General features: G+C 64.3%; 28 protein-coding genes, 1 tRNA gene and 1 riboswitch. Of the genes, 11 read left to right on the top strand and 18 right to left on the bottom strand.

Annotated elements, in window-relative coordinates; all coding sequences use genetic code 11:
* Positions 1–29: 29 nt before the first annotated feature.
* Positions 30–1,161, top strand: a protein-coding gene (gene prfB / locus U1E20_RS11530) for a peptide chain release factor 2 (RefSeq protein WP_409980743.1) whose coding sequence is annotated in 2 segments (ribosomal slippage) — positions 30–98 and positions 100–1,161 — 1,131 coding nt in all. Because the reading frame shifts where the segments join, the coding sequence is not laid out codon by codon here.
* Positions 1,162–1,167: 6 nt separating this feature from the next.
* Here the strand turns inward: prfB and U1E20_RS11525 are convergent.
* Together U1E20_RS11525 and U1E20_RS11520 are read right to left on the bottom strand one after the other, a co-directional pair.
* Complete coding sequence (locus U1E20_RS11525; protein WP_409980742.1) at positions 1,168–1,560, bottom strand: PIN domain-containing protein; 393 nt, start codon at positions 1,558–1,560, stop codon at positions 1,168–1,170.
* Positions 1,561–1,564: 4 nt separating this feature from the next.
* On the bottom strand, positions 1,565–1,801 hold the full coding sequence (locus U1E20_RS11520) for an antitoxin (protein WP_409980741.1): 237 nt from the start codon (positions 1,799–1,801) through the stop codon (positions 1,565–1,567).
* A gap of 191 nt (positions 1,802–1,992) precedes the next feature.
* On the opposite strand from U1E20_RS11520, the gene U1E20_RS11515 reads away from it, so the two are divergent.
* Positions 1,993–2,082, top strand: a tRNA-Ser gene (locus U1E20_RS11515).
* Between the two features lie 63 nt (positions 2,083–2,145).
* Here U1E20_RS11515 and U1E20_RS11510 read toward each other — a convergent pair.
* The 7 genes from U1E20_RS11510 to gap all read right to left on the bottom strand — a co-directional run bounded on the left by U1E20_RS11510 (position 2,146) and on the right by gap (position 7,127).
* Positions 2,146–2,676 (bottom strand): hypothetical protein, encoded by a 531-nt coding sequence (locus U1E20_RS11510; RefSeq protein ID WP_409980740.1) that lies wholly within the window; start codon positions 2,674–2,676, stop codon positions 2,146–2,148.
* Positions 2,663–2,938 (bottom strand): hypothetical protein, encoded by a 276-nt coding sequence (locus U1E20_RS11505; RefSeq protein WP_409980739.1) that lies wholly within the window; start codon positions 2,936–2,938, stop codon positions 2,663–2,665. Before U1E20_RS11505 ends, U1E20_RS11510 begins: the two co-directional genes overlap by 14 nt.
* A 542-nt stretch (positions 2,939–3,480) precedes the next feature.
* Positions 3,481–4,002: a hypothetical protein gene (locus U1E20_RS11500; protein ID WP_409980738.1), complete on the bottom strand. Its 522-nt coding sequence runs from the start codon at positions 4,000–4,002 to the stop codon at positions 3,481–3,483.
* 235 nt (positions 4,003–4,237) lie between these two features.
* Complete coding sequence (locus tag U1E20_RS11495; protein ID WP_409980737.1) at positions 4,238–5,431, bottom strand: phosphoglycerate kinase; 1,194 nt, start codon at positions 5,429–5,431, stop codon at positions 4,238–4,240.
* A gap of 1 nt (position 5,432) precedes the next feature.
* On the bottom strand, positions 5,433–5,777 hold the full coding sequence (locus U1E20_RS11490; RefSeq protein ID WP_409980736.1) for a hypothetical protein: 345 nt from the start codon (positions 5,775–5,777) through the stop codon (positions 5,433–5,435).
* Entirely contained in the window at positions 5,770–5,994 is a 225-nt protein-coding gene (locus U1E20_RS11485) for a hypothetical protein (RefSeq protein WP_409980735.1), read from the bottom strand. Before U1E20_RS11485 ends, U1E20_RS11490 begins: the two co-directional genes overlap by 8 nt.
* Positions 5,995–6,119: 125 nt before the next feature.
* Entirely contained in the window at positions 6,120–7,127 is a 1,008-nt protein-coding gene (gene gap / locus U1E20_RS11480; RefSeq protein WP_409980734.1) for a type I glyceraldehyde-3-phosphate dehydrogenase, read from the bottom strand.
* Between the two features lie 228 nt (positions 7,128–7,355).
* Here gap and U1E20_RS11475 point away from each other — a divergent pair, with 228 nt between their 5' ends.
* Both U1E20_RS11475 and U1E20_RS11470 read left to right on the top strand, forming a co-directional pair.
* A complete protein-coding gene (locus U1E20_RS11475; RefSeq protein ID WP_409980733.1) occupies positions 7,356–7,679 on the top strand; it encodes a DUF4164 family protein in 324 nt (107 codons plus the stop codon).
* A gap of 1 nt (position 7,680) precedes the next feature.
* A complete protein-coding gene (locus U1E20_RS11470; protein WP_409980732.1) occupies positions 7,681–8,064 on the top strand; it encodes a cell division protein ZapA in 384 nt (127 codons plus the stop codon).
* 24 nt (positions 8,065–8,088) lie between these two features.
* Here the strand turns inward: U1E20_RS11470 and U1E20_RS11465 are convergent, their stop codons facing one another.
* Complete coding sequence (locus tag U1E20_RS11465) at positions 8,089–8,688, bottom strand: hypothetical protein (protein ID WP_409980731.1); 600 nt, start codon at positions 8,686–8,688, stop codon at positions 8,089–8,091.
* Positions 8,689–8,876: 188 nt separating this feature from the next.
* Positions 8,877–8,989, top strand: a riboswitch (TPP riboswitch).
* A gap of 16 nt (positions 8,990–9,005) precedes the next feature.
* On the opposite strand from U1E20_RS11465, the gene U1E20_RS11460 reads away from it, so the two are divergent.
* The 6 genes from U1E20_RS11460 to U1E20_RS11435 are packed head-to-tail and all read left to right on the top strand — an operon-like array spanning position 9,006 to position 13,531.
* Positions 9,006–10,064 carry an FAD-dependent oxidoreductase gene (locus tag U1E20_RS11460; RefSeq protein ID WP_409980730.1) on the top strand — a complete coding sequence of 353 codons (1,059 nt, stop codon included), beginning with the start codon at positions 9,006–9,008 and terminating at the stop codon, positions 10,062–10,064.
* The gene (thiS, locus tag U1E20_RS11455; RefSeq protein ID WP_409980729.1) at positions 10,018–10,182 is read left to right on the top strand and encodes a sulfur carrier protein ThiS; all 165 of its coding nucleotides are present in this window, start codon (positions 10,018–10,020) and stop codon (positions 10,180–10,182) included. Before U1E20_RS11460 ends, thiS begins: the two co-directional genes overlap by 47 nt.
* A gap of 46 nt (positions 10,183–10,228) precedes the next feature.
* Complete coding sequence (locus U1E20_RS11450; RefSeq protein WP_409980728.1) at positions 10,229–10,453, top strand: integrase; 225 nt, start codon at positions 10,229–10,231, stop codon at positions 10,451–10,453.
* Positions 10,454–10,484: 31 nt separating this feature from the next.
* Positions 10,485–11,279 carry a thiazole synthase gene (locus U1E20_RS11445; protein ID WP_409980727.1) on the top strand — a complete coding sequence of 265 codons (795 nt, stop codon included), beginning with the start codon at positions 10,485–10,487 and terminating at the stop codon, positions 11,277–11,279.
* 12 nt (positions 11,280–11,291) lie between these two features.
* Entirely contained in the window at positions 11,292–12,662 is a 1,371-nt protein-coding gene (locus U1E20_RS11440) for a thiamine phosphate synthase (protein WP_409980726.1), read from the top strand.
* Positions 12,659–13,531: an SDR family NAD(P)-dependent oxidoreductase gene (locus U1E20_RS11435; RefSeq protein ID WP_409980725.1), complete on the top strand. Its 873-nt coding sequence runs from the start codon at positions 12,659–12,661 to the stop codon at positions 13,529–13,531. The genes U1E20_RS11440 and U1E20_RS11435 overlap by 4 nt, the downstream gene beginning before the upstream one ends.
* A 6-nt stretch (positions 13,532–13,537) precedes the next feature.
* On the opposite strand, the gene U1E20_RS11430 is transcribed toward U1E20_RS11435, so the two are convergent.
* On the bottom strand, positions 13,538–14,032 hold the full coding sequence (locus U1E20_RS11430; protein WP_409980724.1) for a GNAT family N-acetyltransferase: 495 nt from the start codon (positions 14,030–14,032) through the stop codon (positions 13,538–13,540).
* Positions 14,029–14,310 carry a DUF1778 domain-containing protein gene (locus tag U1E20_RS11425; RefSeq protein WP_409980723.1) on the bottom strand — a complete coding sequence of 94 codons (282 nt, stop codon included), beginning with the start codon at positions 14,308–14,310 and terminating at the stop codon, positions 14,029–14,031. The genes U1E20_RS11430 and U1E20_RS11425 overlap by 4 nt, the downstream gene beginning before the upstream one ends.
* Before the next feature lie 331 nt (positions 14,311–14,641).
* On the opposite strand from U1E20_RS11425, the gene ispG reads away from it, so the two are divergent.
* Positions 14,642–15,949, top strand: a complete 1,308-nt coding sequence (ispG, locus tag U1E20_RS11420) for a flavodoxin-dependent (E)-4-hydroxy-3-methylbut-2-enyl-diphosphate synthase (protein ID WP_409980722.1) — start codon at positions 14,642–14,644, stop codon at positions 15,947–15,949.
* A gap of 288 nt (positions 15,950–16,237) precedes the next feature.
* Here ispG and U1E20_RS11415 read toward each other — a convergent pair whose 3' ends face one another.
* From U1E20_RS11415 to U1E20_RS11390, 6 genes are all read right to left on the bottom strand, one after another.
* A complete protein-coding gene (locus U1E20_RS11415; RefSeq protein WP_409980721.1) occupies positions 16,238–17,113 on the bottom strand; it encodes a uracil-DNA glycosylase in 876 nt (291 codons plus the stop codon).
* Between the two features lie 164 nt (positions 17,114–17,277).
* Positions 17,278–17,505: a YbdD/YjiX family protein gene (locus U1E20_RS11410; protein WP_409980720.1), complete on the bottom strand. Its 228-nt coding sequence runs from the start codon at positions 17,503–17,505 to the stop codon at positions 17,278–17,280.
* Positions 17,471–19,564 (bottom strand): carbon starvation CstA family protein, encoded by a 2,094-nt coding sequence (locus U1E20_RS11405; protein WP_409980719.1) that lies wholly within the window; start codon positions 19,562–19,564, stop codon positions 17,471–17,473. The genes U1E20_RS11410 and U1E20_RS11405 overlap by 35 nt, the downstream gene beginning before the upstream one ends.
* Before the next feature lie 47 nt (positions 19,565–19,611).
* Positions 19,612–19,743 (bottom strand): DUF1810 family protein, encoded by a 132-nt coding sequence (locus U1E20_RS11400; protein ID WP_409980718.1) that lies wholly within the window; start codon positions 19,741–19,743, stop codon positions 19,612–19,614.
* Positions 19,744–19,790: 47 nt separating this feature from the next.
* Entirely contained in the window at positions 19,791–21,200 is a 1,410-nt protein-coding gene (locus U1E20_RS11395) for a multicopper oxidase family protein (RefSeq protein WP_409980717.1), read from the bottom strand.
* 54 nt (positions 21,201–21,254) lie between these two features.
* Entirely contained in the window at positions 21,255–21,713 is a 459-nt protein-coding gene (locus tag U1E20_RS11390; protein ID WP_409980716.1) for a DUF1810 domain-containing protein, read from the bottom strand.
* Positions 21,714–21,826 lie beyond the last annotated feature (113 nt).

Raw genomic sequence — 21,826 nt, 5'->3', positions numbered from 1 at the left:
CGCTTCGCATACCCGCAACTGGAAAGATCATGCGCGCCGAACCGCTTGCGCTCAAAGCCGACATCGAGCAGTCCATCGGACTGCTGAGGAGGCATCTTTGACGTCGATACGTCGCAACGCCGCCTCGCCGAATTGAACGTCCGCGCGGAAGACCCCGCGCTCTGGAACGATCCCGAAGCCGCGCAGAAGCTGATGCGCGAGCGCACCCAGCTCGAGGAGCAGATGGGCGCGCTGTCAGGCCTCGCGCGCGAACTCGACGACGCGCTGACCCTCGTCGAGCTGGGCGAGTCGGAAGGCGACGCGGATACTGAGAAAGAGGGCGTCGAGGCGCTGAAAAGCCTGTTGAAACAGGCCCGCGCCCGCCAGATCGAGGCGCTGTTTTCGGGCGAGGCCGACGCCAATGACACTTTCATCGAGGTTCATTCCGGCGCCGGCGGCACCGAGAGCCAGGATTGGGCGCGCATGCTGTTTCGCATGTACGCCCGCTGGGGCGAGCGCCATAAATTCAAGGTCGAGGTGATCGAGGAGACGCCGGGCGAAGAGGCGGGCATCAAATCCGGCACGATTCTCGTCAAGGGCCACAACGCCCATGGCTGGGCGAAGACCGAGTCCGGCGTGCACCGGCTGGTGCGCATCTCGCCCTTCGATTCGAATGCGCGTCGCCATACGAGCTTCGCCTCGGTCTGGGTCTATCCGGTGGTCGACGACCGCATCGAGGTGAACGTCAATGAGTCGGATTGCCGTATCGACACGTATCGATCGTCGGGCGCCGGCGGCCAGCACGTCAACACCACCGATTCGGCGATCCGCATCACCCATTTGCCGACAGGGATCGTCGTCGCCTGTCAGGCCGAGCGCTCGCAGCACAAGAACCGCGCCACCGCTTGGAACATGTTGCGCGCAAGGCTCTATGAGCTGGAGATCGAAAAGCGCGAGGCCGAGGCCAATAAGATCGCGGCCTCGAAGACCGACATCGGCTGGGGCCATCAGATCCGCAGCTATGTGCTGCAGCCCTATCAGCTGGTGAAGGATTTGCGCACCGGCTTCACCTCGGGCACGCCCGCCGACGTCCTCGACGGCGAACTCGACGACTTCATGCAGGCCTCTCTGGCGCAGCGCATATATGGCGGAGGCCCCGAGAAGGTCGAGGACGTCGAGTAGCGGGTCTTACGCCCATTTCTCGACCGTCAGGCCGGGAATGTCGTCGAAATCATCGGTGTTGGCTGCGACCAGCGTCAGGCCATTCTCAAGCGCCTGGGCGGCGATCATCCGGTCGAGAACGCGGCGCCGCTTCTGGTCGACCTTGCCGAGCAGCGCGCCATAGGCGTCGGCGGCGCCGCGATCGAAGGGCAGCACGTCGATATTTTTGGCGATCAGCGCGATATTCTCGGCGAGCCGTCCGTGGTTTTCGGCCCCGGTCGCGCCGGCGAGCGTTTCCGCGAGGCTGATCGCCGAAATCGCCACATCGCCAATCTCAAGCGCCGACAGCCGATCGAGCACGCCGGGCAGGCCGAGCGCCGCGGCGATGACGACATTGGTGTCGAGCAGATAGCGGGCCATGGCGCTAATGCGGCTCGAACAGGCGCTTCGGCGGCTTGAACTCCGGGCGCGCGATGGCGACAGGCGCCGGCGTCGCTCTCAGCCGCGCCACGAGTTCGGCCATGTCGAGCCGCAGCGGCGTCACCACGAGGCTTCCTCCCTGGCGGCGCACGACGACTTCGGCGCCCTCGTCGAAGGCGATGCCGCGCGGCAGCCTGACCGCGAGACTATTGCCGGATTTGAAAATGCGAGTCGCGCTCATGACGCAAATGTGACGCCGGCATCGCAAACTGTCAATCTATGTATATATTTTTGACGGCTGCGATTCCGGCCAGCGCGGACATGCCGCACAAAACCAACTGCCGGCTGACGAGGATTCGCCGTCCGCACAACGGCGGCAGTCGACTTGATTGCCGCTTCCGGCGCATGCTATTTGCGGCAGCCCATGGCTGCGGAGAGGTGGCTGAGTGGTTGAAAGCACCGCACTCGAAATGCGGCATACGGGCAACTGTATCGGGGGTTCGAATCCCTCCCTCTCCGCCAGTATCTGATAATAAAAAGTTGAATTTAAAGTAACTTCTGCGGCGACTGCAGCCGCACTCGAAATCACGGACTGGCGGGAAGCAGCGGCTGCTGCAAAATCGTCGAGTTTGTGGGATGCGACCGGCTGTTGATCCAGGCGCCGAGACCTCCGCCGACGCCCGCGGCCGGCAGCAGGAGCATCCCGGCAGTGTCTCCATCCGACAAGGCCTGCCCGTTCTCCTGGGGCGGCTCAAGCTGCGAAAACTCTTCTTTCGAGCACAGCGCCGGGCTGGTGGCGCAGGCTTTTGCATATATTTGAGAGTTCGCCGCCGCCATCGCAGGTTCCGCCGCCGCTTCCGCGCAGACGGCGCCGGCAGCTCCGGATTGCGCCGCGAGGGCCACCGAGAAAAAGCTATGTGGCTCGGCGCTGAACAGCTTCATGAAAAAATGCGAAAGGGACGCCGCCGCCCTATCCTGCGAAGCCGCCGCGGTCGAGAAGAAATTGGCCGGCGCCGCCAAGGCGAGCTTCACCAAGAAATGCGTCAAGGACGCTACGGCAAAGCCGAGCGGGCAATAAGGCGAGCAGGCCTGCGCGCCGCGATCAAAAATCATCATCCTCGAGAAATACGTTGCGGTCGTTAGGCCGCCACTTATTGTTCGCCGCATCTTGAATTCTTTGGTGCGATCTTGAGAGCACATGGCGAAGCCCCTCGCCGGGCGCGAGGTCGAAACTCTGTTCCAGCGCCGTGCGGCTGACATAGACGCGGACCAATTGGGCGCCATATTGCGCTTCCCAAAAATAATAGGCCCGGCCATCGCGATAATGCATCGTCGGCGGATCGATCTCGCCGACGACGACATCCAGCAATTGCAACATGTCCGCTCCTTGCCGCTGAATCATGCGTCGTCGAAACCGGGTCGTCGCGAGACTGGCGGCGGGCCCTAAAACCGCGCCGCGTCGACAAACCGAGGAGTTGAAGGTCCCGCGACCAGTCCGAATGGAAATGGCGCGCTCTTTGTAGCAGATCGGCGCCTTCGCCCTTTTACGCAAATGTGTCGCGAATATTGCGCGCATCGCAACGGCTGTGACGAAAAAGCGTTCGCGAAAGGGGCAAATCGACTCCACGCAAAGCGGACACGATTGGAAAGGTCGGCGTCCGCGCTACGCGCCCCAACGAAAAGCGGCGGCCTCTAAAAGGTCCGCCGCAAGTCGATAGCCGACGCCTGAAAACGGGGGACGGACGCCTGCTACCAGTTCCCACCTTCAGTGGTTGCCACGTCATAGCACAATGGCGCCTCCGCCCATTTTTCGCGATTGTGTCTCGACTATTGCGTTTCGCTCGGCGGTTGTGGCGAAAAATCGTTCGCGAACCTCCACGGCGCGCTGAATAGGGGCGCAATCGCCCGAATGCAGAGGACTCATTGCCGATGGAGTTTGCTTTTCAGCAGTTTCCATAAGTCGATGACGTGCGGCCTCGCCCATTCGAAGAGGGCCTTCGCGCTTTTGAACGCCAGGCGGCTCAAGGTTTTCACCAATTCAACCGCTCGGTCGAACCATGGTAAAAACCAGCTGTCATGCGGGATTTTCGCCCGCGCCCAGGCGACCCAGTCGTCGCCGATCTGCGACGCCGCGCGCCCCAACACGCCCCACGGATCGTCAACCGACGCGCGCGCCACTGCATCACGAAACCGAGCAAACTCGGCCACAACCTCGGCCCGCATGCGACGCTCGTCGTCGAGCTGGCGCGAAAGCTCCACGGCGTGCGTGGCCTCTTGCTCCGCATGGCGCTCGCTCGCCTCGGCCTTTTTTTCGCTGCGCTGTGCGTCCAGCACATCGGCGGCGATTTCTCTAACCGACTCGTCGACTTGCAGCGCCATGGCCTCGTATTTGGTAAGTATATTGTCGCGCTGCTCGGTCACATCGCGCAGGAGGGCGAGCAATTCCTCGCGGCTGAGATTTTCGTGCTCGATGTCGGCGGGGACCTTTGGGAGTGGACTGCCGGGCAAATTCGCCTCCGGATGAGCTTTCCTTGCCGCCGCCGTTGGCCGCGAGAGCAAGGCCAAGATGGGCCACGCTATTAAGTAATGCGGTTAACGCGCGCTGTCCAACGCGACGCGTTGGATTGCTTATCCGCTGAACGAGAAAAGTTCGGGCGTGCTCGGCGGCGGTCGCCGGCTATCGCGCCAGCGCCGCGACGCCCGGTAGAATCTTGCCTTCGAGCCATTCGAGGAAGGCGCCGCCCGCCGTCGACACATAGGAAAATTCCTGCGCGGCATGCGCCTGATTGAGCGCCGCCACCGTGTCGCCGCCGCCGGCGACCGAGAGCAGCTTCCCCTCGACGGTCAGCCGCGCCGCCGTCTGCGCCACAGCATTGGTGCCCTCGTCAAAGGGCGGCAGCTCGAAGGCGCCGAACGGGCCGTTCCACACCAGCGTCTTGCATTTGGCGAGAAGCGTCTCGACATGGGCGATCGACTTCGGTCCGACGTCGAGGATCATGTCGTCATCGCCGACATGATCGACCGAGACGATATGCGAGGGCGCATGCGCCTCGAACTTTTGCGCGACCGTGGCGTCGATCGGCAATACGATGTCGCAGCCGGCCTTTTCCGCCTTCGCCAAAATCTCCCGCGCGGCGCCGGCGAGATCATGTTCGCACAGCGATTTGCCGACGGCCTTGCCCTGCGCGGCGAGGAAAGTATTGGCCATGCCGCCGCCGATGACGAGATAGTCGACCTTCGCGACGAGATTGCCGAGGAGTTCGAGCTTGGTTGAAACTTTCGCTCCGCCGACGATCGCCATCACCGGGCGCTCGGGATGGGCGAGCGCCGATTCAAGCGCTTCGAGCTCCGCCTGCATGGCGCGGCCGGCAAAGGCGGGCAGCCGATGCGCGATCCCCTCCGTCGACGCATGAGCGCGATGCGCCGCCGAGAAAGCGTCGCTGACGAAAATGTCGCCATTCGCGGCGAGCGCCTCGACGAAGTCGGCGGCGTTCTTTTCTTCGCCCTTGTGAAAGCGCGTATTCTCGAGCAGCGCGACGTCGCCGTCGTTGAGCGCGTCGACGACCCGCGCCGCCGCTTCTCCGACGCAGTCGTCGGCGAAGGCGATTTTGCGCTTGAGCGCATGTTCGAGCGCCGGAACGATTTGGCGCAACGAGTCCTCCTCGACGCGCTGGCCTTTCGGCCGGCCGAAATGCGAAAGCAGCACGACTCTGCCGCCTTTTTTCGTGATCTCCTCGATCGTCGGCAGCGCGCGCTCGATGCGCGTCGCGTCGGTGACGCGCCCTCCCTCCATCGGCACGTTGAGATCAACGCGCAGCAGCACGCGCTTTCCTTTGACGTCGACATTGTCGAGAGTGCGGAAGGCGGTCATGCTATCTCTTCAGAAAATTCATCGCAAAGATCAGGATGCCCGAGCCGAGCGCCCAAGTCGTGAAGACGATCGCAAGCATCGTCCAAGTGCTGGGGAGCGCGGCGAAGCGATGACCAATCCCGCTCAATTCGCCGTCCATCTTTGCTAAACGGCCTTTGACGTCGGCGAAAACCTCGACCAGACCCTTGATGTCATTACTTAAGCCCTTGAGTAAGGTCTTTATTTCGGCCAAGTCAGATTCGAGTCGCGCGACGCGCTGCTCAAGCATGGGATCCTCCGGGCCGCCGCCGTCGCCAGAACCACCTTTGTTTCGTGGTTCGCCAGGAAACGGGACGACGTTATTCATCGCCGACCTCAGCGCCATATTCTTCGGGCCTGGCGCCGTCCAACACGGCTTCCGCGAATTGTTCCAGATGTCCGCAGTGTGTGCAAATAAGCGTGAGAAGCTTCTGAGAGATGGATTTTTCGTGGTACGATCCGTCGACGCCTTGGTAGCGACGCAGATAGGTCCGAAATTGCGCCTTAGGTTCTTCGACGAGGCCGAAATCCCGATGACCGCACATTCGACATGCCATATCTGGCGCGCGCGCCCGTAGTCTGCGCGCCAAATCCTCGGCTATTTCGTCCGGCCGCGATCTAATTGTCAGGCGATCCATTCGATCCTCCAGACCAACCCTCGGCTCCGCGCTTAAATCAGTTTCCCGATCGTCGCCGCGACATCGGTCATGCGGCCGGAGAAGCCCCATTCATTGTCGTACCAGGAGAGGATCGACACGAGAGTGCCGTCCATGACCTTGGTCTGGTCGAGATGGAAGCAGGACGACAGCGGATTGTGGTTGAAGTCGATCGACACGAGCTTCTCGCTCGTATAGCCGAGCACGCCCTTGAGCGGCCCGTCCGCGGCGGCCTTGATCGCGGCGTGCACCTCGTCCTTCGTCGTCGCGCGCTTGGCGAGGAACTTCAAATCGACCGCCGAGACATTGGGAGTCGGCACGCGAATGGCGTAGCCGTCAAGTTTGCCGTTGAGTTCGGGCAGCACCAGCCCGACCGCCTTCGCCGCGCCGGTTGAGGTCGGAATCATCGACAGCGCCGCGGCGCGGGCGCGATAGAGATCCTTGTGCATCGTATCCAGCGTCGGCTGGTCGCCGGTGTAGGCGTGGATCGTCGTCATGATCCCCTTGTCGATGCCGACCGCCTCATGCAGCACCTTGGCGACCGGCGCGAGGCAGTTGGTCGTGCAGGAGGCGTTGGAAATAACGAGATGGTCTTTCGTGATCTTGTCGTGATTGACGCCATAGACGACGGTGATGTCGGCGCCCTCGGCGGGCGCCGAGACCAGCACGCGCTTCGCGCCGGCGTCGAGCAGCAGCTTCGCCTTGTCGCGCGCGGTGAAGAGGCCGGTGCATTCCAGCGCGATGTCGATCTTGAGGTCCTTGTAAGGAAGCTCGGCCGGATTCTTGATGGCCGTCACCTTGATCGGGCCGCGGCCGACGTCGATCGTGTCGCCGGCGACTTTCACCTCATGCGGAAAGCGGCCGTGAACGGAATCATAGCGCAGCAGATGGGCGTTGGTCTCGACCGGGCCGAGATCGTTGATGGCGACGACTTCGAGGTCCGTGCGCCCGGTTTCGACGATGTAGCGCAGGATATTGCGGCCAATGCGCCCGAAGCCGTTGATCGCCACTCTCACCGTCATTTCATAACTCTCCTTGCGCCGCGGCAAACTTGCGGGGCCCTCGTGCTTCGCGCCCTGGGCTGCGAAGTCTGGCGTTTGATAGCACCTCGCGCCCCCCTGTCAACGCAATGAGGCCGCGCCGTTGCGAGCGGTTTCGATTTGCTTGAATCATGCTAGGAACACAGCTGGCAGGCGAATCGCCCGGCGGGGTTCGCCGCGCCGAAAGCCTTGTGAGTCCGGCGACCGGCGATGAACCATTCAGATAAGCGCGACGACGAAAACGCCAAGAGGTTAGCGGCCGACATCGCCGAATTGCAGACGGCGATCGCGCAATTGGAGCGCACCGTCGCCGCCAGGCTCGAAGACGAGCTGTCAAACGCCGAACTTCAAGAAGAACTCGCCATCATGCAGGACGACCGTTCGCGACTCGCGCTCGATCTCGACGCCGCGCTGGCGCGGCAGAACGCCTTGGAGATGAGCCGCGACGAAGTGTTGCGCCGGCTTGAGGCCGCGAGCCAAGGCGTCGCCGCCGCGCTCGGCGCAGTTGCGGCGGCGCCGGCTCGGGAGGGCTGACATGGGCTCCGTCGTCCTCTCCATCGCCGGCCGCACCTATCGTATGTCCTGCGAGGACGGCGAGGAACGGCGGATCGAAGAAATCGCCCGTTATCTCGAGGGCAAGATCGAGTCGATGCGCGCGAATTTCGGCGAGATCGGCGAGCAACGCATCATCGTGATGGCGGCGCTCGCCATCGCCGACGAGGCGACCGACGCGCGCGCCAAAGCGCAAGCCGTGGAAGGCGAGTTCGCCGGCTTGCGCGCCGAACTCGACGCCGCGCGCAAAGCGAATGACGCGCTGTCGGCGCGGGCGTCCGAGGCGCTCAGGGACGCGACGCGCCGGCTCGTAAAGCTCAACGCCGATCTGTCGAAGCCGGTCGCGCCGGCGGACGACCTTCCGTAGAGTGACGTTCCGGAACTCTTCGAATTACTTCGCCGCCCAGTCCAAAATGCTCGGATCGGTCTTGGCCTTTTCGAGATTGTCCGCCTGTTCGGACAATTGATAATTGCGATGCTGCGCCGTCATCGCCTCGGCGCCGTCCGACATGATCGCGATTTTCATTTGCTCGGTGGCGAGACGATTGAGCTCGTTGATCCATTGATTGAGATGGAGCATCAGCTTGCGTTTGCGCTCGCTTTGAATCTCATGCGACGAATCATTGTTCTCGGACAGCGCCAGTTCCGCTTCGGTCTCCGTGATCATCCCGTCGATCTTCTTAAGGTTCTCCTCGGCGGCGGCGAGCTGGTCGGCGGCGCCGGCCTTCGCCTTTTCCACCGCCGCTTCGGCCTCGGCGCGCGCCTTCTTCAAATTGTCGAGGCCGTTCTGCAGCCATTTCGACTGAAGCTTGAGGAGCGAGTCGCGCGGCACGCCGCTGATGCCCAGCGAATTCGGAATGGGGAAATATTGACCAAGCTGCGCGGCGGCGGCGGGCGTGGCGAAACCCGCCCCAAGCCAAGTCGTGGCGGCGATCAGGCCGAGAAGCGACAACGTCCTGCGCAGGCCGACCGTTTTGCGACGGAAGCTCATGATTTCTCTCCCCATAGGCAGCGCTTTTCGACGCGCTTTTCTCGCTCAAACTGGGCCATCGATCGGCTTCTGGCAAGTGACGAAGCTCGGCGCCCCCTTAAGAAGCCGGCGCGCAACGCTTGACTGACGCGTCGTTTTCGCGCGAGCCTGCGTGCGCCGGGGGAACCCCGCCCGGCGGCGCGCGTCAGAACCGCCGCCAGGGGGCTGAGAGGCCGCGAGATGCGCCGAGAGGCGCGGGCGCGGCGACCCTTCGAACCTGATCCAGTTGAGACTGGCGGAGGGATGGTGTCGGCAAAATTCATAGAGGAGCGCCGTTCATGCGCGTGCGCGTGATCGGCGCCGGCGTGGCCGGCCTTTGCGCCGCCTATGCGCTTGCGCGCAAGGGCGTCGACGTCGAGATCGTCGAACGGGAGCGGGGGCCGGGCCTGGGCTGCTCGCGTTTCGCCGGCGGCATGATCGCGCCCTGGTGCGAATTGGAAAGCGCCGAGCCTCTGGTCGCGACATTGGGCGAAGAGGCGCTCGACTTCTGGTCGCGCGACATCGGCGTCGCGACGGTCGCCGGCAGCCTTGTCGTGGCGCCCCGGCGCGAGCGCGCCGAGCTTTTCGATTTCGCCCGACGCACCAGAAATTTCGAAACGCTGGACGGCGCGGAAATCGGCGCTCTCGAGCCTGATCTCGCGGGGCGTTTCGAGGCGGGGCTGTTTTTTCGAAAGGAAGCGCATCTTGATCCCCGCGCGGCGATGGCCGCGCTCGTCGGCCGCCTCGCGCGAATGCCGAATGTGGCGTTTCGTTTTGCGCAGGATGGCGCGGAGCCGGCGCCCGCCGCGGATTGGACCGTCGACTGCCGCGGCCTCGCCGCGCGCGAGGCGCTTCCCGGCCTTCGCGGCGTCAAGGGCGAAATGCTGATCTTGCGCGGCGAGGAGATTTCTTTCACGCGTCCGGTGCGCATGCTGCATCCGCGCCGGCCGGTTTACGTCGTTCCGCGCGGCGAGGGACTGTTCATGGTCGGCGCGACGATGATCGAGAATGAGGAGCGAGCGCGGGTCACCGCGCGCTCGATCGTCGAACTCGTCAATTCCGCCTTCGCCATCCATCCGGCCTTCGCCGAGGCCGAAATCGTCGAGACCGGCTCGGATCTGAGGCCGGCTTTCGCCGATAATCTGCCACGCCTTTTGAAACGGGATCGCGCACTCTATATCAATGGGCTCTACCGCCACGGGTTCCTGCTCGCGCCGGCTATGGCGCGCCGTGTTGCTGAAGTCGTCGTTAACGACGGGTATTTCCCCGAGGTGATGGATGCTCATTCAAATCAACGGGCGGCCCCAGGACGTGCAGGCCACCACATTGCAAACGCTGCTGCAGGAACTGGGGTATGACGAAAGGACGGTCGGCACCGCCTTGAATCAGGAGTTCGTGCGCGCCAAGGATCGCGCCGAGACGCCCCTTCGCGAGGGCGACGCCGTCGAAATCGTGACTCCGAGACAGGGCGGGTGACGATCGCCGCCTTCCGGGGAATCCGGCTTCGTGCTAGGAATAATCCATGAGCACAATGATTTCCGAAATCTATGACGTGCGTCGTGACGCCGGCGCTAGCGAGGAAAAAGCGCGCAAAGCGGCGGAGTCGATGGCTGGCGTCGACAACAAACATCAGGACGTGAAGCATGAATTCGCGACGTTGCGCGGCGAATTCAACACAATCAAATGGATGTTGGCGACAAATCTCACGCTGACGCTTCTCGTGCTCGGAAAGCTCTTCCTGAGGTGACTTGCGGGTCACTTGCGGGTGGAGGCGACCAATGACCAGCGCCGATCCCCTCACCCTCTATGACGTCGCGCTGTCCTCGCGGCTGCTGCTCGGGACGGCGCGCTATCCTTCGCCCGCCATCCTCGCCGAGGCCATTCGCGCGTCGGGCTGTGAAATCGTCACGGTTTCGCTGCGGCGAGAGGCCGGCGGGGCGCGGGCGGGGGAGGCGTTCTGGAGCCTGATCCGCGACATCGGCGTCCTTGTGCTGCCCAACACCGCCGGCTGCCGAACCGCCAGGGAGGCGATCGCGACGGCGCAGATGGCGCGGGAAGTCTTCGCGACCGATTGGATCAAGCTCGAAGTGATCGGCGAGGAGGACACGCTCCAGCCCGACGTCTTCGGGCTCGTCGAGGCGGCGCGGATTCTCGTCGACGACGGCTTCAAGGTTTTCCCCTATACGACCGACGATCTCGTCGTCGCGGAAAGACTGGTCGACGCCGGCTGCCGCGTGCTGATGCCCTGGGCGGCGCCGATTGGCTCCGGACGGGGCGTCAATGATATTTTCGCTTTGAGGGCGCTGCGCGCGCATTTTCCGGATACGCCGCTCGTCGTCGACGCCGGGATCGGCGCGCCCTCCCACGCCGCGCTGGTGATGGAGATGGGCTATGACGCGGTGCTGCTCAACACCGCCGTTTCGCGCGCCGGCGACCCGGTTCTGATGGCGCGCGCCTTCGCCCTCGCAATCGAAGCGGGGCGGGCAGGCTTCCGCGCCGAGCCGATGACTCCGCGCGACATGGCCGAACCGTCGACGCCGGTCATCGGTCGCCCCTTCGACAGATTGGCCTGAGGGAACCGGAGAGTGGCGGCTCTGAAGCTCGATCCCTTCTATCTCATCGTCGACGACGCCGACTGGCTGAACCGCTTGCTGCCGCAGGGCGTCAGGCTGGTTCAATTGCGCGTGAAGGATCGCGACGAGGCCGAGACGCGCGCGCAAATTGCGATGGCGCGGGACATCTGCGCGCGAGACGGCGCGCAGCTCGTCGTCAATGATTACTGGCGGCTCGCGATCGACGAAGGCTGCGACTTCGTCCATCTCGGCCAGCGCGATCTCGACGGAGCGGACATTGCGGCGCTGCGCCGCGCCGGAGTCAGGATCGGCGTTTCGACCCATGACGAAGCCGAACTCGACCGCGCCCTCTCCCTCGTCCCCGACTATGTCGCGCTCGGGCCGATCTATCCGACGCTCCTGAAACAGATGGCTTTCGCGCCGCAGGGCCTCGCCCGGATCGGCGCCTGGAAGGCGGCGATCGGCGAGACGCCGCTGGTCGCCATCGGCGGCCTTAGTCCCGAGCGCGCCATCGCCGCGCTCGCCGCCGGCGCGGACAGCGCCTGCGTCGTCACCGATATTTTGCGCAATCCTGAACCAGAGGCGCGCGCGCAGGAATGGTTGTCCGCGACACAGGCCTGGCGCCTTGGCGAGGGCTTCTTCGCGCCGGATTACGACGGCGCCAGAATATGCCCCTCGCCCAATCACGGCCCGCGGCTCCGGCCGATCTCGTCGTTGGTGCTCCATTACACTGGGATGAAAACCGGCGAATCGGCGCTCGCCCTGCTCTGCAACCCCAACTCGAAGGTCTCGGCGCATTATGTCGTCGAGGAGGATGGCCGCGTGCTGCAACTCGTGCCTGAGTCGCGGCGCGCCTGGCACGCGGGGGTAAGCTTCTGGGCCGGCGAGACGGACATGAATTCAACGTCGATCGGAATCGAAATCGTTCATCCCGGCTACCTCGACCCGCGCCCCTATACAGCCGCGCAAATCGAGGCGACGGCGGCGCTCGCCAAGGACATCTGCCGGCGCCGCGCGATACCCCCTGAGCGCGTGCTGGCGCATTCCGACATCGCCCCCGACCGCAAACGGGATCCCGGCGAGTTCTTTCCCTGGGAGGAGCTCGCCAGGCGCGGCGTCGGGCGCATTGTCGAGGAGATCGACTGTGAAGGCGCGACGACCGTCGCGCTCGGCGATGAAGGCGCGAAGGTCACCTCGCTCCAGCGCGACCTCGCCGCTTACGGCTATGGCGTCGAAGCGACCGGCGTCTACGACGCGCAGACGGTTTTGGCGGTCGAGGCGTTTCAACGCCACTTCCGCCGCGCCAAGGTCGACGGCCGCGCCGACGGCGAAACCCGCATGGCGCTCGCCCATCTGCTCGCGGCGCTGGGAGAACGCGTATGAGAGCCGTCGTCGTGACAGGCGGGTCGACGGGGATCGGCACCGCCTGCGTCGACCTTCTGGTCGAGAAGGGATTTCTCGTTTTCGCCTCGATCCGCAACGACGCTGACGCCGAGTCGCTCGCTGAGCGGTACGGCGGGGCCGTCGTTCCACTCTATTTCGACGTCACCGACGCCGACGCCGTCGCCGACGCTGTGCGAAGCGTCGAGGCGCGGCTTGCCGGCGAGACGCTCGCCGGCCTCGTGAACAACGCGGGCATCGCGGTTCCCGGACCTCTGTTGCATCTGCCGATCGAGGATTTCCGCCGCCAGATCGAGGTCAATCTCATCGGCCAGCTCCAGGTCATCCAGGCCTTCGCGCCGCTGCTCGGCGCGGGCGAAGCGCGGCGCGGCGCGCCGGGGCGCATCGTCAATATGAGTTCGGTCGCCGGGCGCTTCGCCGCGCCCTTCCTTGGCGCCTATAACGCCTCGAAATTCGGGCTTGAAGGCATGTCGGACGCGCTGCGTCGGGAGCTGATGGTCTATGGCGTCGACTTGATCCTGATCGAACCGGGGATGATCGCGACGCCGATCTGGGACAAGGCCGAGGAAACCGATTTCAGTCGATTCGAGGGCACGCCCTATGTCGCTCCAGGCCGCAGAATGCTGAAATGGCTTGTCGAGGAAGGCCGCCGCGCCCCCGGGCCGGAGGTCGTCGCGCGGGCGGTCTTGCGGGCGCTTACCGACCGGCGCCCGCCCGTCCGCATCCCGGTCGTCAGAAGCCGCTTTGCCGACTACACGCTGCCCAGCCTGTTGCCGGCGCGACTTGTGGACTGGCTGACGGCTCGGCGGCTGGGGATGTTGAAGAAGGTTTCAGGTGGCTCACCGCATTGAGTGCGATCACCTCAGCGTTTCGCGAAGATCAGATAGCGTCGCCATGAGCGTCAAAGCTTCGAAAGGCGAAGGCTCGAAGCCGAGCGATACATAGAAAGCGGCAGCTTCAGTGGAGATCGCGTGAACCAGGACGCCTCTGATGCCGATCGTCTCCGCCGCCTGCAGGACGCGCTGAGTGGCGTCGCGGATCAGCGCGCGTCCAAGACCCTGCCTTTGTCGAGTGTGATCGATTGCTAGGCGGCCGAGCACGGCGACAGGCACGGGATCAGGCATATTGCGACGAAGCCTTGCCGACGCTGCGCCGATCGCGACCGCGCCGGACGCGAGCGCATAGTATGCGATGACGCGAGGACCATCGCAGACGACATAAGTCCGGGACGCGCCGCTCGCTTGATTGGCGCGGGCGCGGCGTCTGAGCCAATCGTCGAGAACGGGAACGCCACAGTCGAAGGCGGTCAGTTCGTCAGCGTTGGTAATGGGGCGGGGCGGACTGGGCGTCACTCCCAGGGCGCTTTGGTTGTCATCATGCGCCGCAGCCTCTCATTTGGCGCGGGCGGCGCATCGAGCCGTTCGACGAAGCGCGCATAATCCTGCGGACTGACGTTGAACAGGGTTCGATCCAGCAGAGCGTCCTGGGCCGCCCGGCGCCCGGCCTCGAGCAAAAATTCGGTTCGGGTCTTGCCGAGCAATTGCGCGGCGCGCCCAATAAGTTCGCGATCCTCGGGCTTGACTCGAAGATTGAGCGTCTCGCGCTTCGCCGTTGAATGATTGCCGGCCATAGGTGTTTTCTCGTGCCTTTTAGCCCTCTTAGCATGCCGTAACGCCGATGTCATTACAGTCACAAGCCGGGAACGCCCTTCAGTTTAAGATGATTCTTGAACGAATCGCTCTCTGCCGAAAAGGACCGCCATGTCTCCCGTTCCCGATCGACTTTTCATATGTTTCGGCCAACTATTTGAAGGCGCCGCCGAAGGGCGTTTCGCCATCGGCGCGCTCATCTTCGCCTTCTCCTTAAGCTCCATTATAGTTTCGATCTGGCTCTTTAGCGGCGCTTGACCTTGACGCCGTTACGGGCGACCTAAAGCCAACGCAACAGCCGCGACGAGAACCATGACCGACGCCGTTTTGATCGAGGCTCCCGAGACCCGCCTGCCTGATCCGGTCGCCGCCGAGCCTGCCGCCCGCCGGCGCACCTGCGCGGTCGAGATCGGGACCGGACCCGGCGCCGTGGCGGTCGGCGGCGGCGCGCCGGTGGTCGTCCAGTCGATGACCAACACCGATACGGCGGACGTCGAGTCGACCGTCGCGCAGGTAACGGCGCTGGCCCAGGCGGGCTCCGAGCTGGTGCGCATCACCGTCGATCGCGATGAGGCGGCCGCCGCCGTGCCGCACATCCGCGACCGGCTGGACCAGAAGGGCGTCAACGTCCCGCTGGTTGGCGATTTCCATTACATTGGCCACAAGCTTCTCGCCGATCATCCGGCCTGCGGCGAGGCGCTCGCCAAATACCGCATCAATCCGGGCAATGTCGGCTTCAAGGAAAAGCGCGACAAGCAGTTCGCCTCGATCGTCGAGCTTGCCGCCAGGCACGGCAAGGCGGTGCGGATCGGCGCCAATTGGGGCTCGCTCGACCAGGAGTTGCTGACCTATCTCATGGATTTGAACCACGCCTCCGACCGGCCGCTCGACGCGCGCGCCGTGACCCGCGAGGCGCTGGTCCGCTCGGCGCTGATGTCGGCGCGCCGCGCCGAGGAGATCGGCCTCGATAAAAACCGCATCGTCATTTCGGCGAAAGTCTCGGCAGTGCAGGACCTCATCGCCGTCTATCGCATGCTGGCCGAGCGCAGCGATTATGCGCTGCATCTCGGCCTCACCGAGGCCGGCATGGGCTCGAAGGGCGTCGTGGCGTCCTCGGCGGCGCTGGGCGTGCTGCTGCAGGACGGCATCGGCGACACGATCCGGGTGTCGCTGACGCCCGAGCCCGGCGGCGACCGTTCGCTCGAAGTGCGGGTCGCCCAAGAAATTCTGCAAACCATGGGCTTTCGCACCTTCGTGCCGCTGGTCGCCGCCTGTCCGGGATGCGGGCGCACGACCTCGACGGTGTTTCAGGAACTTGCGCGCGACATCCAGGCGCATATCCGGGAGCGCATGGCCGTCTGGCGCATGCACTATCCCGGCGTCGAGACGCTCAATGTCGCGGTGATGGGCTGCATCGTGAACGGGCCTGGCGAATCGAAACACGCCGACATCGGCATTTCGCTTCCGGGGACCGGCGAGACGCCGGCCGCGCCCGTCTTCATCGACGGCAAGAAAGCGATGACCCTGCGCGGCGAAGGCATCGCCGAGGACTTCACCCGCATCGTCGACGATTACGTCACCCGCCGCTTTGGCGGCGAGAAGGGCGAGGCGGCGGAGTAGGCACACGCCCACGGTTTTTCGCGCGTCATGCCCGCGCTTGTCGCGGGCATCCATGCGGCGCCGCCACGCGAGCCTTGCAGCTTTCGCGCATCGTCCCGGCGTGGATGGCCGGGACAAGCCCGGTCATGACGTGTGATACGAGTTCCGGTTGATCTGCTCGGCTGTCATTCCAGACGCGCGCAACGCGCGCGATCTGGAATCCAGAGCAAAACCAGCATTCTTGAATTGGCTTTGGATTCCCGATCAGGCCTTCGGCCTGTCGCGAATGACACAGCCCCAGCGAACCGATCAGCCGGAATCCGTGTGACGGTTTCCGGTAGCGACGGCCTGCCCCTGTTGCAACGCCTCCGCCGCCTTGCGCAGGTCGCGCCAGGCGGCGGGCTTCAGCGCCGCGCTTTTCAGCATCGCTTCAAGACTCGAAAAAACGAAGGCGCGCGCGACATGCGCGCCGCAGCGCGCTTCATGAATTTTGCCGCGCAGCTTGCCGACCGGCTGGTTCGTCGCGAGCATGGCCCGCGCCGGCGTCTCGCCAAAGAGCAGCAGAATTTCCGGCTGCGCCAATTCGACCCGGCGGCGCGCGAAGGGCGCGAAAATCGCCGCCTCATGCGGCGTCAGCGCGCGATCGCCGGGCGGTCGCCAGGGCGACACATAGGCGAGCGAAGCGCTGGCGCGATCGAGGCCGATCGCCGCGAGCATATTGTCGAGGAGCTTCGCCGAAAGCCCGCCGAACGCTTCGCCGCTCGCTTCTTCGGTCGCGCCCGGCGCGGCGTCGAAGGCGATGATCCGCGCGTCGGCCTTCCCGGCGCCGAACAGAAAATGCTGGGCCATGTCGCGAAAGGGCGCGTGGGGAAATTCGGCGAGACGCGCGGCGAGGTCGTCGAGACCGCGCGCGCCGGCCGCAGCCTCCTCCGCGGCGCGAACGGCTGCATCGGGCGCGACGATCGGCGCCGCTGCGGGGCGCGGGCGTTCCATCGCTATTGACGGCGGCGGTGGAGTCGGTCGCGCGGCCGGCTCCGCGATTTCCGCGACTGGCGCAACGCTCGCCAGCGCGCTGTCCGCATAGCGGTCGTGCGGCGCCTCATCGAGCGCGAGATCGACTCCGCTTTCGACATACCAGTCGAGAAGCGCGAGGAGCGCGGCGCGGGTTTCGGGAGCGGAAGACACGAGGCAACTTACCTCACCCGCCCCTTGAGGGGGAGGGTCGAACGGCGAAGCTGTTCGGGGCGCAGTGAAAAGTTCAAGCGATCCTTTGGTCACCCCCTCCCGGCCGCTTATCAGCGGCCGACCTCCCCGCTCAAGGGGGAGGTGGCGCGCGCTTCATGGCGGGGTCAACAGCAGCGAAACGCCCGCTCGCCGCTGGCGCCGAAGCGGGCGTTCTCTCGGGCGCGGAAAAATTCGTCGCGCGTCATGATCGGCGCGCCTTCGTGCTGCGCTTGAACATGCGCGACATAGGCGTCGTAATCGCCTTGCCCGACCATCAGCCGCGCGCCGTCGCGCAGCTTCCGCGCAAGGCGATTGAGATCAAGCCCCAGCGGGCTGCAGATCGTGCAATTCATCCTCGGTCTCCCGCGTAGTGACATGCTGCGCGGCGCGCGCGGCGCGAATCGCTCTGATCGCGAAGCCGAGCATCGCCAGAACCAGCGTGACATAGATCGCGCAGAGCGTCGCGTCGACATAGTCGTTGAAGATGACGCGCTGCATTTCGGCGAGCGACTTCGCCGGCGCCAGCAGCTGACCCTTGTCGGCGGCGGCCGCGAATTTTTTCGCATGCGCCAGAAAGCCGATGCGCGGGTCGTCGTGGAAGATTTTCTCGAACGCCGCGGTCAGCGTACAGATATAGAGCCACGCCGTCGGCGCAATCGCGACGAAGGCGTAGCGCTCACGTTTCATCCGATAGAGCACGACGACGCAGAGCGTCAGCGCGATCGCCGCCAGCATCTGATTGGCGATGCCGAACAAAGGCCACAGCGTATTTATGCCGCCGAGCGGATCGATCACCCCCTGATAGAGGAAATAGCCCCAGCCGCTGACCGCGATCGCGGTCGCGGCGAGATTGGGCGCCCAGGCGCGCGTGTTGCCGAAGGCCGGGAAGAAGGCGCCGAAGAGATCCTGGATCATGAAGCGCGCGACGCGCGTGCCGGCGTCGATCGTGGTGAGGATGAAGAGGGCTTCGAAGAGAATGGCGAAATGATACCAGAAGGAGCGCATCGCCGTTCCGCCGACGGCGGAAGAGAGAATATGCGCCATGCCGACGGCGAGCGTCGGCGCGCCGCCGGTGCGCGACAATATCGTCTTCTCGCCGACCTCGTTCGCGACGCCGGACAGCGTCTCCGGCGTCACCGCGAAGCCCCATGCGGAGATCGCCGCGGCGGCGGAATCCGGCGTCGCGCCGATCAGCGCCGGCGCGCTGTTCATGGCGAAATAGACGCCGGGCTCCAGAACGCTCGCGGCGATGAGCGCCATCACCGCGACGAAGGATTCCATCAGCATCGCGCCATAGCCGATGAAACGCGTCTGCGTTTCGTCGCCGATCATCTTCGGCGTCGTGCCGGAGGAAACCAGCGCATGAAAGCCCGACACCGCGCCGCAGGCGATGGTGATGAACAGAAACGGAAACACGCTGCCGGCGAAGACCGGGCCCGTGCCGTCGATGAACCGGCTGATCGAAGGCATTTTAAGTTCGGGCCAGACGATGAAAATGCCGAGCGCCAGCGACAGGATCGTGCCGATCTTCAAAAAGGTCGAGAGATAGTCGCGCGGCGCGAGCAGCAGCCAAACCGGCAGGACCGAGGCGACGAAGCCATAGAAGATCAGCATGAAGGCGAGAGTCTCGCCCTTGAAGGTAAAGAGCGGCGCGAGCAGCGCGCTCTCGGAAACCGTGCGGCCGAAACCGATGCTTGCGAGCAGCAGAACGAAGCCGATCGTTGACATTTCGGCGATGCGCCCCGGCCGCAGATAGCGGCCGTAGATTCCCATGAAGACGGCGATCGGCAGCGTCGCGAAGACGGTGAACGCGCCCCAGGGACTGTCGGCGAGCGCCTTGACGACGACGAGCGCCAGCACCGCGAGCAGGATGATCATGATGGTCAAAATGCCGACCATAGCGATGACGCCGGGCACGCGCCCCATCTCGGTCTTGATCAGATCGCCGAGCGAACGCCCGTCGCGCCGCGTCGAAATGAACAGGATAAGAAAATCCTGCACGGCGCCGGCGAAGATGACGCCGGTCAGCAGCCATAATGTTCCCGGCAGATATCCCATCTGCGCCGCGAGCACGGGACCGACCAGCGGGCCGGCGCCGGCGATGGCCGCGAAATGATGGCCAAACAGCACAAATTTATCGGTCGGCACATAATCGAGCCCGTCATTGCGGCGAAGCGCCGGCGTGCGCCGGCGCGCGTCGAGTCCGAGCACGCGCTCGGCGATGAAGCGCGAATAGAAGCGATAGCCGATGACGTAGGTTCCGATCGCCGCGGTGACGAGCCACATCGCGTTGACCGGCTCGCCGCGCGACAGGGCGAGCGTGTAGAGCGAATAGAGCACGAGCGCGAAGACGAACGCCCAGGGAAGCAGCTTCAACGCGTGACGGTGGTCGGCGATGTTCGTTATCGACATATGGCCCTCGGATGGCGCCGACGCCCGGCGCGCCGGCGCAACGAAACTTATAATTTCGCTAGGGTCAAGGGATCGCGACGGCGGTCGAAATTTTTGCGTACCGCCTCGGCAAATGGCGGCTCTTGCGGCGCGACCGCCGCAAACAGAGTCATCGATGAATGAAACTTCAAATCATCCATTCACCGAGCATTGAGGACGCGCTTGAAAATTTCTTGGATCGTCGGCGTCATATGTAGCGCACCGTGGCGAACATGCCTGCCGCCTGATGGTAAAGGAGATGGCAGTGGAACGCCCACCAGCCGGGATTGTTCGCGTCAAACGCGAAGACGACGCGTTTCCCTGGCGTCACCATCACCGTGTCGCGCACCGCGCCGGGGAAGCGCTTGCCGTCGATCTCCACCACTTGAAATTGGTGCCCGTGGAGATGCATCGGATGAGACATCAGCGTCTTGTTCTCGAGCACGATCTCGACGCGCTCCCCTTCCGCGACGGCAAGGGGCGGCTCCTCCCGGCTCCAGACAACGCCGTTGATCGACCAGACATATCCGTTCATGTCGCCGGTCAGGTCGATGTGATGAATTCGGTCTGGTTTGCGTTTGGCGAGCGGCTTCGTAGCGCGCAGCCGCGATTCCAAGTTGAGGGTGAGCGCTGGCGAAGGCGTCGGCGCGATTTCCGGAACGCGAGTCACCGGACCGCGTCCCGCCACAAGGATCACGCCGGTCTGTCGGCGTTCGCCTTCGACAATCGCGAGAACCGGAAAAGCGCCGGGACCGCGTGGAACGTTGACGAGGATGTCGAGGCGCTGAGCGACCGAGATCGGAAAGCGACGTCCCGTGATTGGGCGCACGCTGAATCCGTCAACCGCGACAAGATCGCCGCTCAGCGCGCCAAGATCGATGTGATAGGCGCTCATGCACGAACTGTTGATGACGCGCAGGAGTATCGGTTCGCCAGGCTCGACGCGGATCGTTTCGGGGTCTGCGAGCGTGCGGTCATTGGCGAGATACGCGTCATAGCGCACGTCGTTCAGGTCGGGCCTTCGAACTTCGCCTTTCTTCGCCCGAAGACCGGGCGCGGCGTGTTTCTTTCGCAGCTCCTCATAAATCTGCGCGGCGGGCGTGAAGCTGAAATCCGCCAGCATGATCGTCGCTTCCTGCTGAGCCGGCGGGTTGCGTGCGTCGCGAATGATGAGCGGCGCCGCGAGCAGAGATTGTTCCTGGAGGCCTTCATGCGAATGCATCCAGAACGTGCCGCCGAAGCGCAGCGGGAAGTCATATTCGGCGCTGGCGCCGGGCGCGATCGGCGGCCCGGAAATGCCTGGAACGCCATCCTGGCGCCAGGGTGGCGCCATGCCATGCCAGTGAATGAGAGTCGGCGCATCAAGTGCATTGTCGACGCGAACCCGGAACCGCCGTCCCACTTCCGTAACCAAACCCTGCATGCCGTCCGGCTGACGAATGCCGAGCGCCGACGCGGGCTTTCCGTTCACTTCGATGCCGCGCCGCTCGACGCGCAGGATGGTGACGGGCGGGGGTTTTTCCCCTGGGGCGACCGAAGTCGGCTGCGCCCACAAGCGGTGCGGCAAAGCCACGTAGGAGGACAAGGCGCCGAGCAGCGCGGATCGACGTGACAGCATGGCGGTTGCCTGTTCAAAGGGTCCTCACGCGAGCGAGAACCCGGCTATGGGTGGTCATCCATGAGGATTTCCGATCGAACCGCCTAATTTTGCAAGGGTCAAGGGATCGCGCCGACCGTCGAAATATTTGCGCAGCGCTTCGATGAAGAGCGGCTCTTGCAGCGCGGCGGCGGCGAAGAGAGTCATCGACGAATGAAATTTCAGATCGTCGGGAGAACCGAAAATCTCATGCGCGCTGCGGTCTTGGACCTTGTTGACGAGCGCTGCGCATTCCTTAAGCCGCGCGCCCAATAGGGGATGATGGAGATAGGCGCGCGCTTCAGCCAGCGATCCGATCGCGTAGCGCTGCGCCATGGCGCTCGCGCCCAGCCCTTCGATCTGCGGAAAGACGAACCACATCCAGTGACTGCGCTTGCGACCGGCGGCAAGCTCCGCCGCCGCCTGCGCATAGATCGGCGCCTGCGCCGTGACGAAGCGATGGAGGTCGTAAGGGTCGTTCGAAGCGCCGGTCATGACCAAATCCGTTGATCAATTCTGCTGTCATTCCCGACGCGCGCAACGCGCGCGATCGGGAATCCAGAGCAAGACCAGAATTCTTGAATTGGCTCTGGATTCCCGGTCGGACC

The organism is Methylocystis sp. (genome assembly GCF_046349115.1).
Lineage (GTDB): Bacteria > Pseudomonadota > Alphaproteobacteria > Rhizobiales > Beijerinckiaceae > Methylocystis.
The sequence above is the reverse complement of the archived record's forward strand: the minus strand, read 5'-3'. Positions and strand labels throughout refer to the sequence as shown.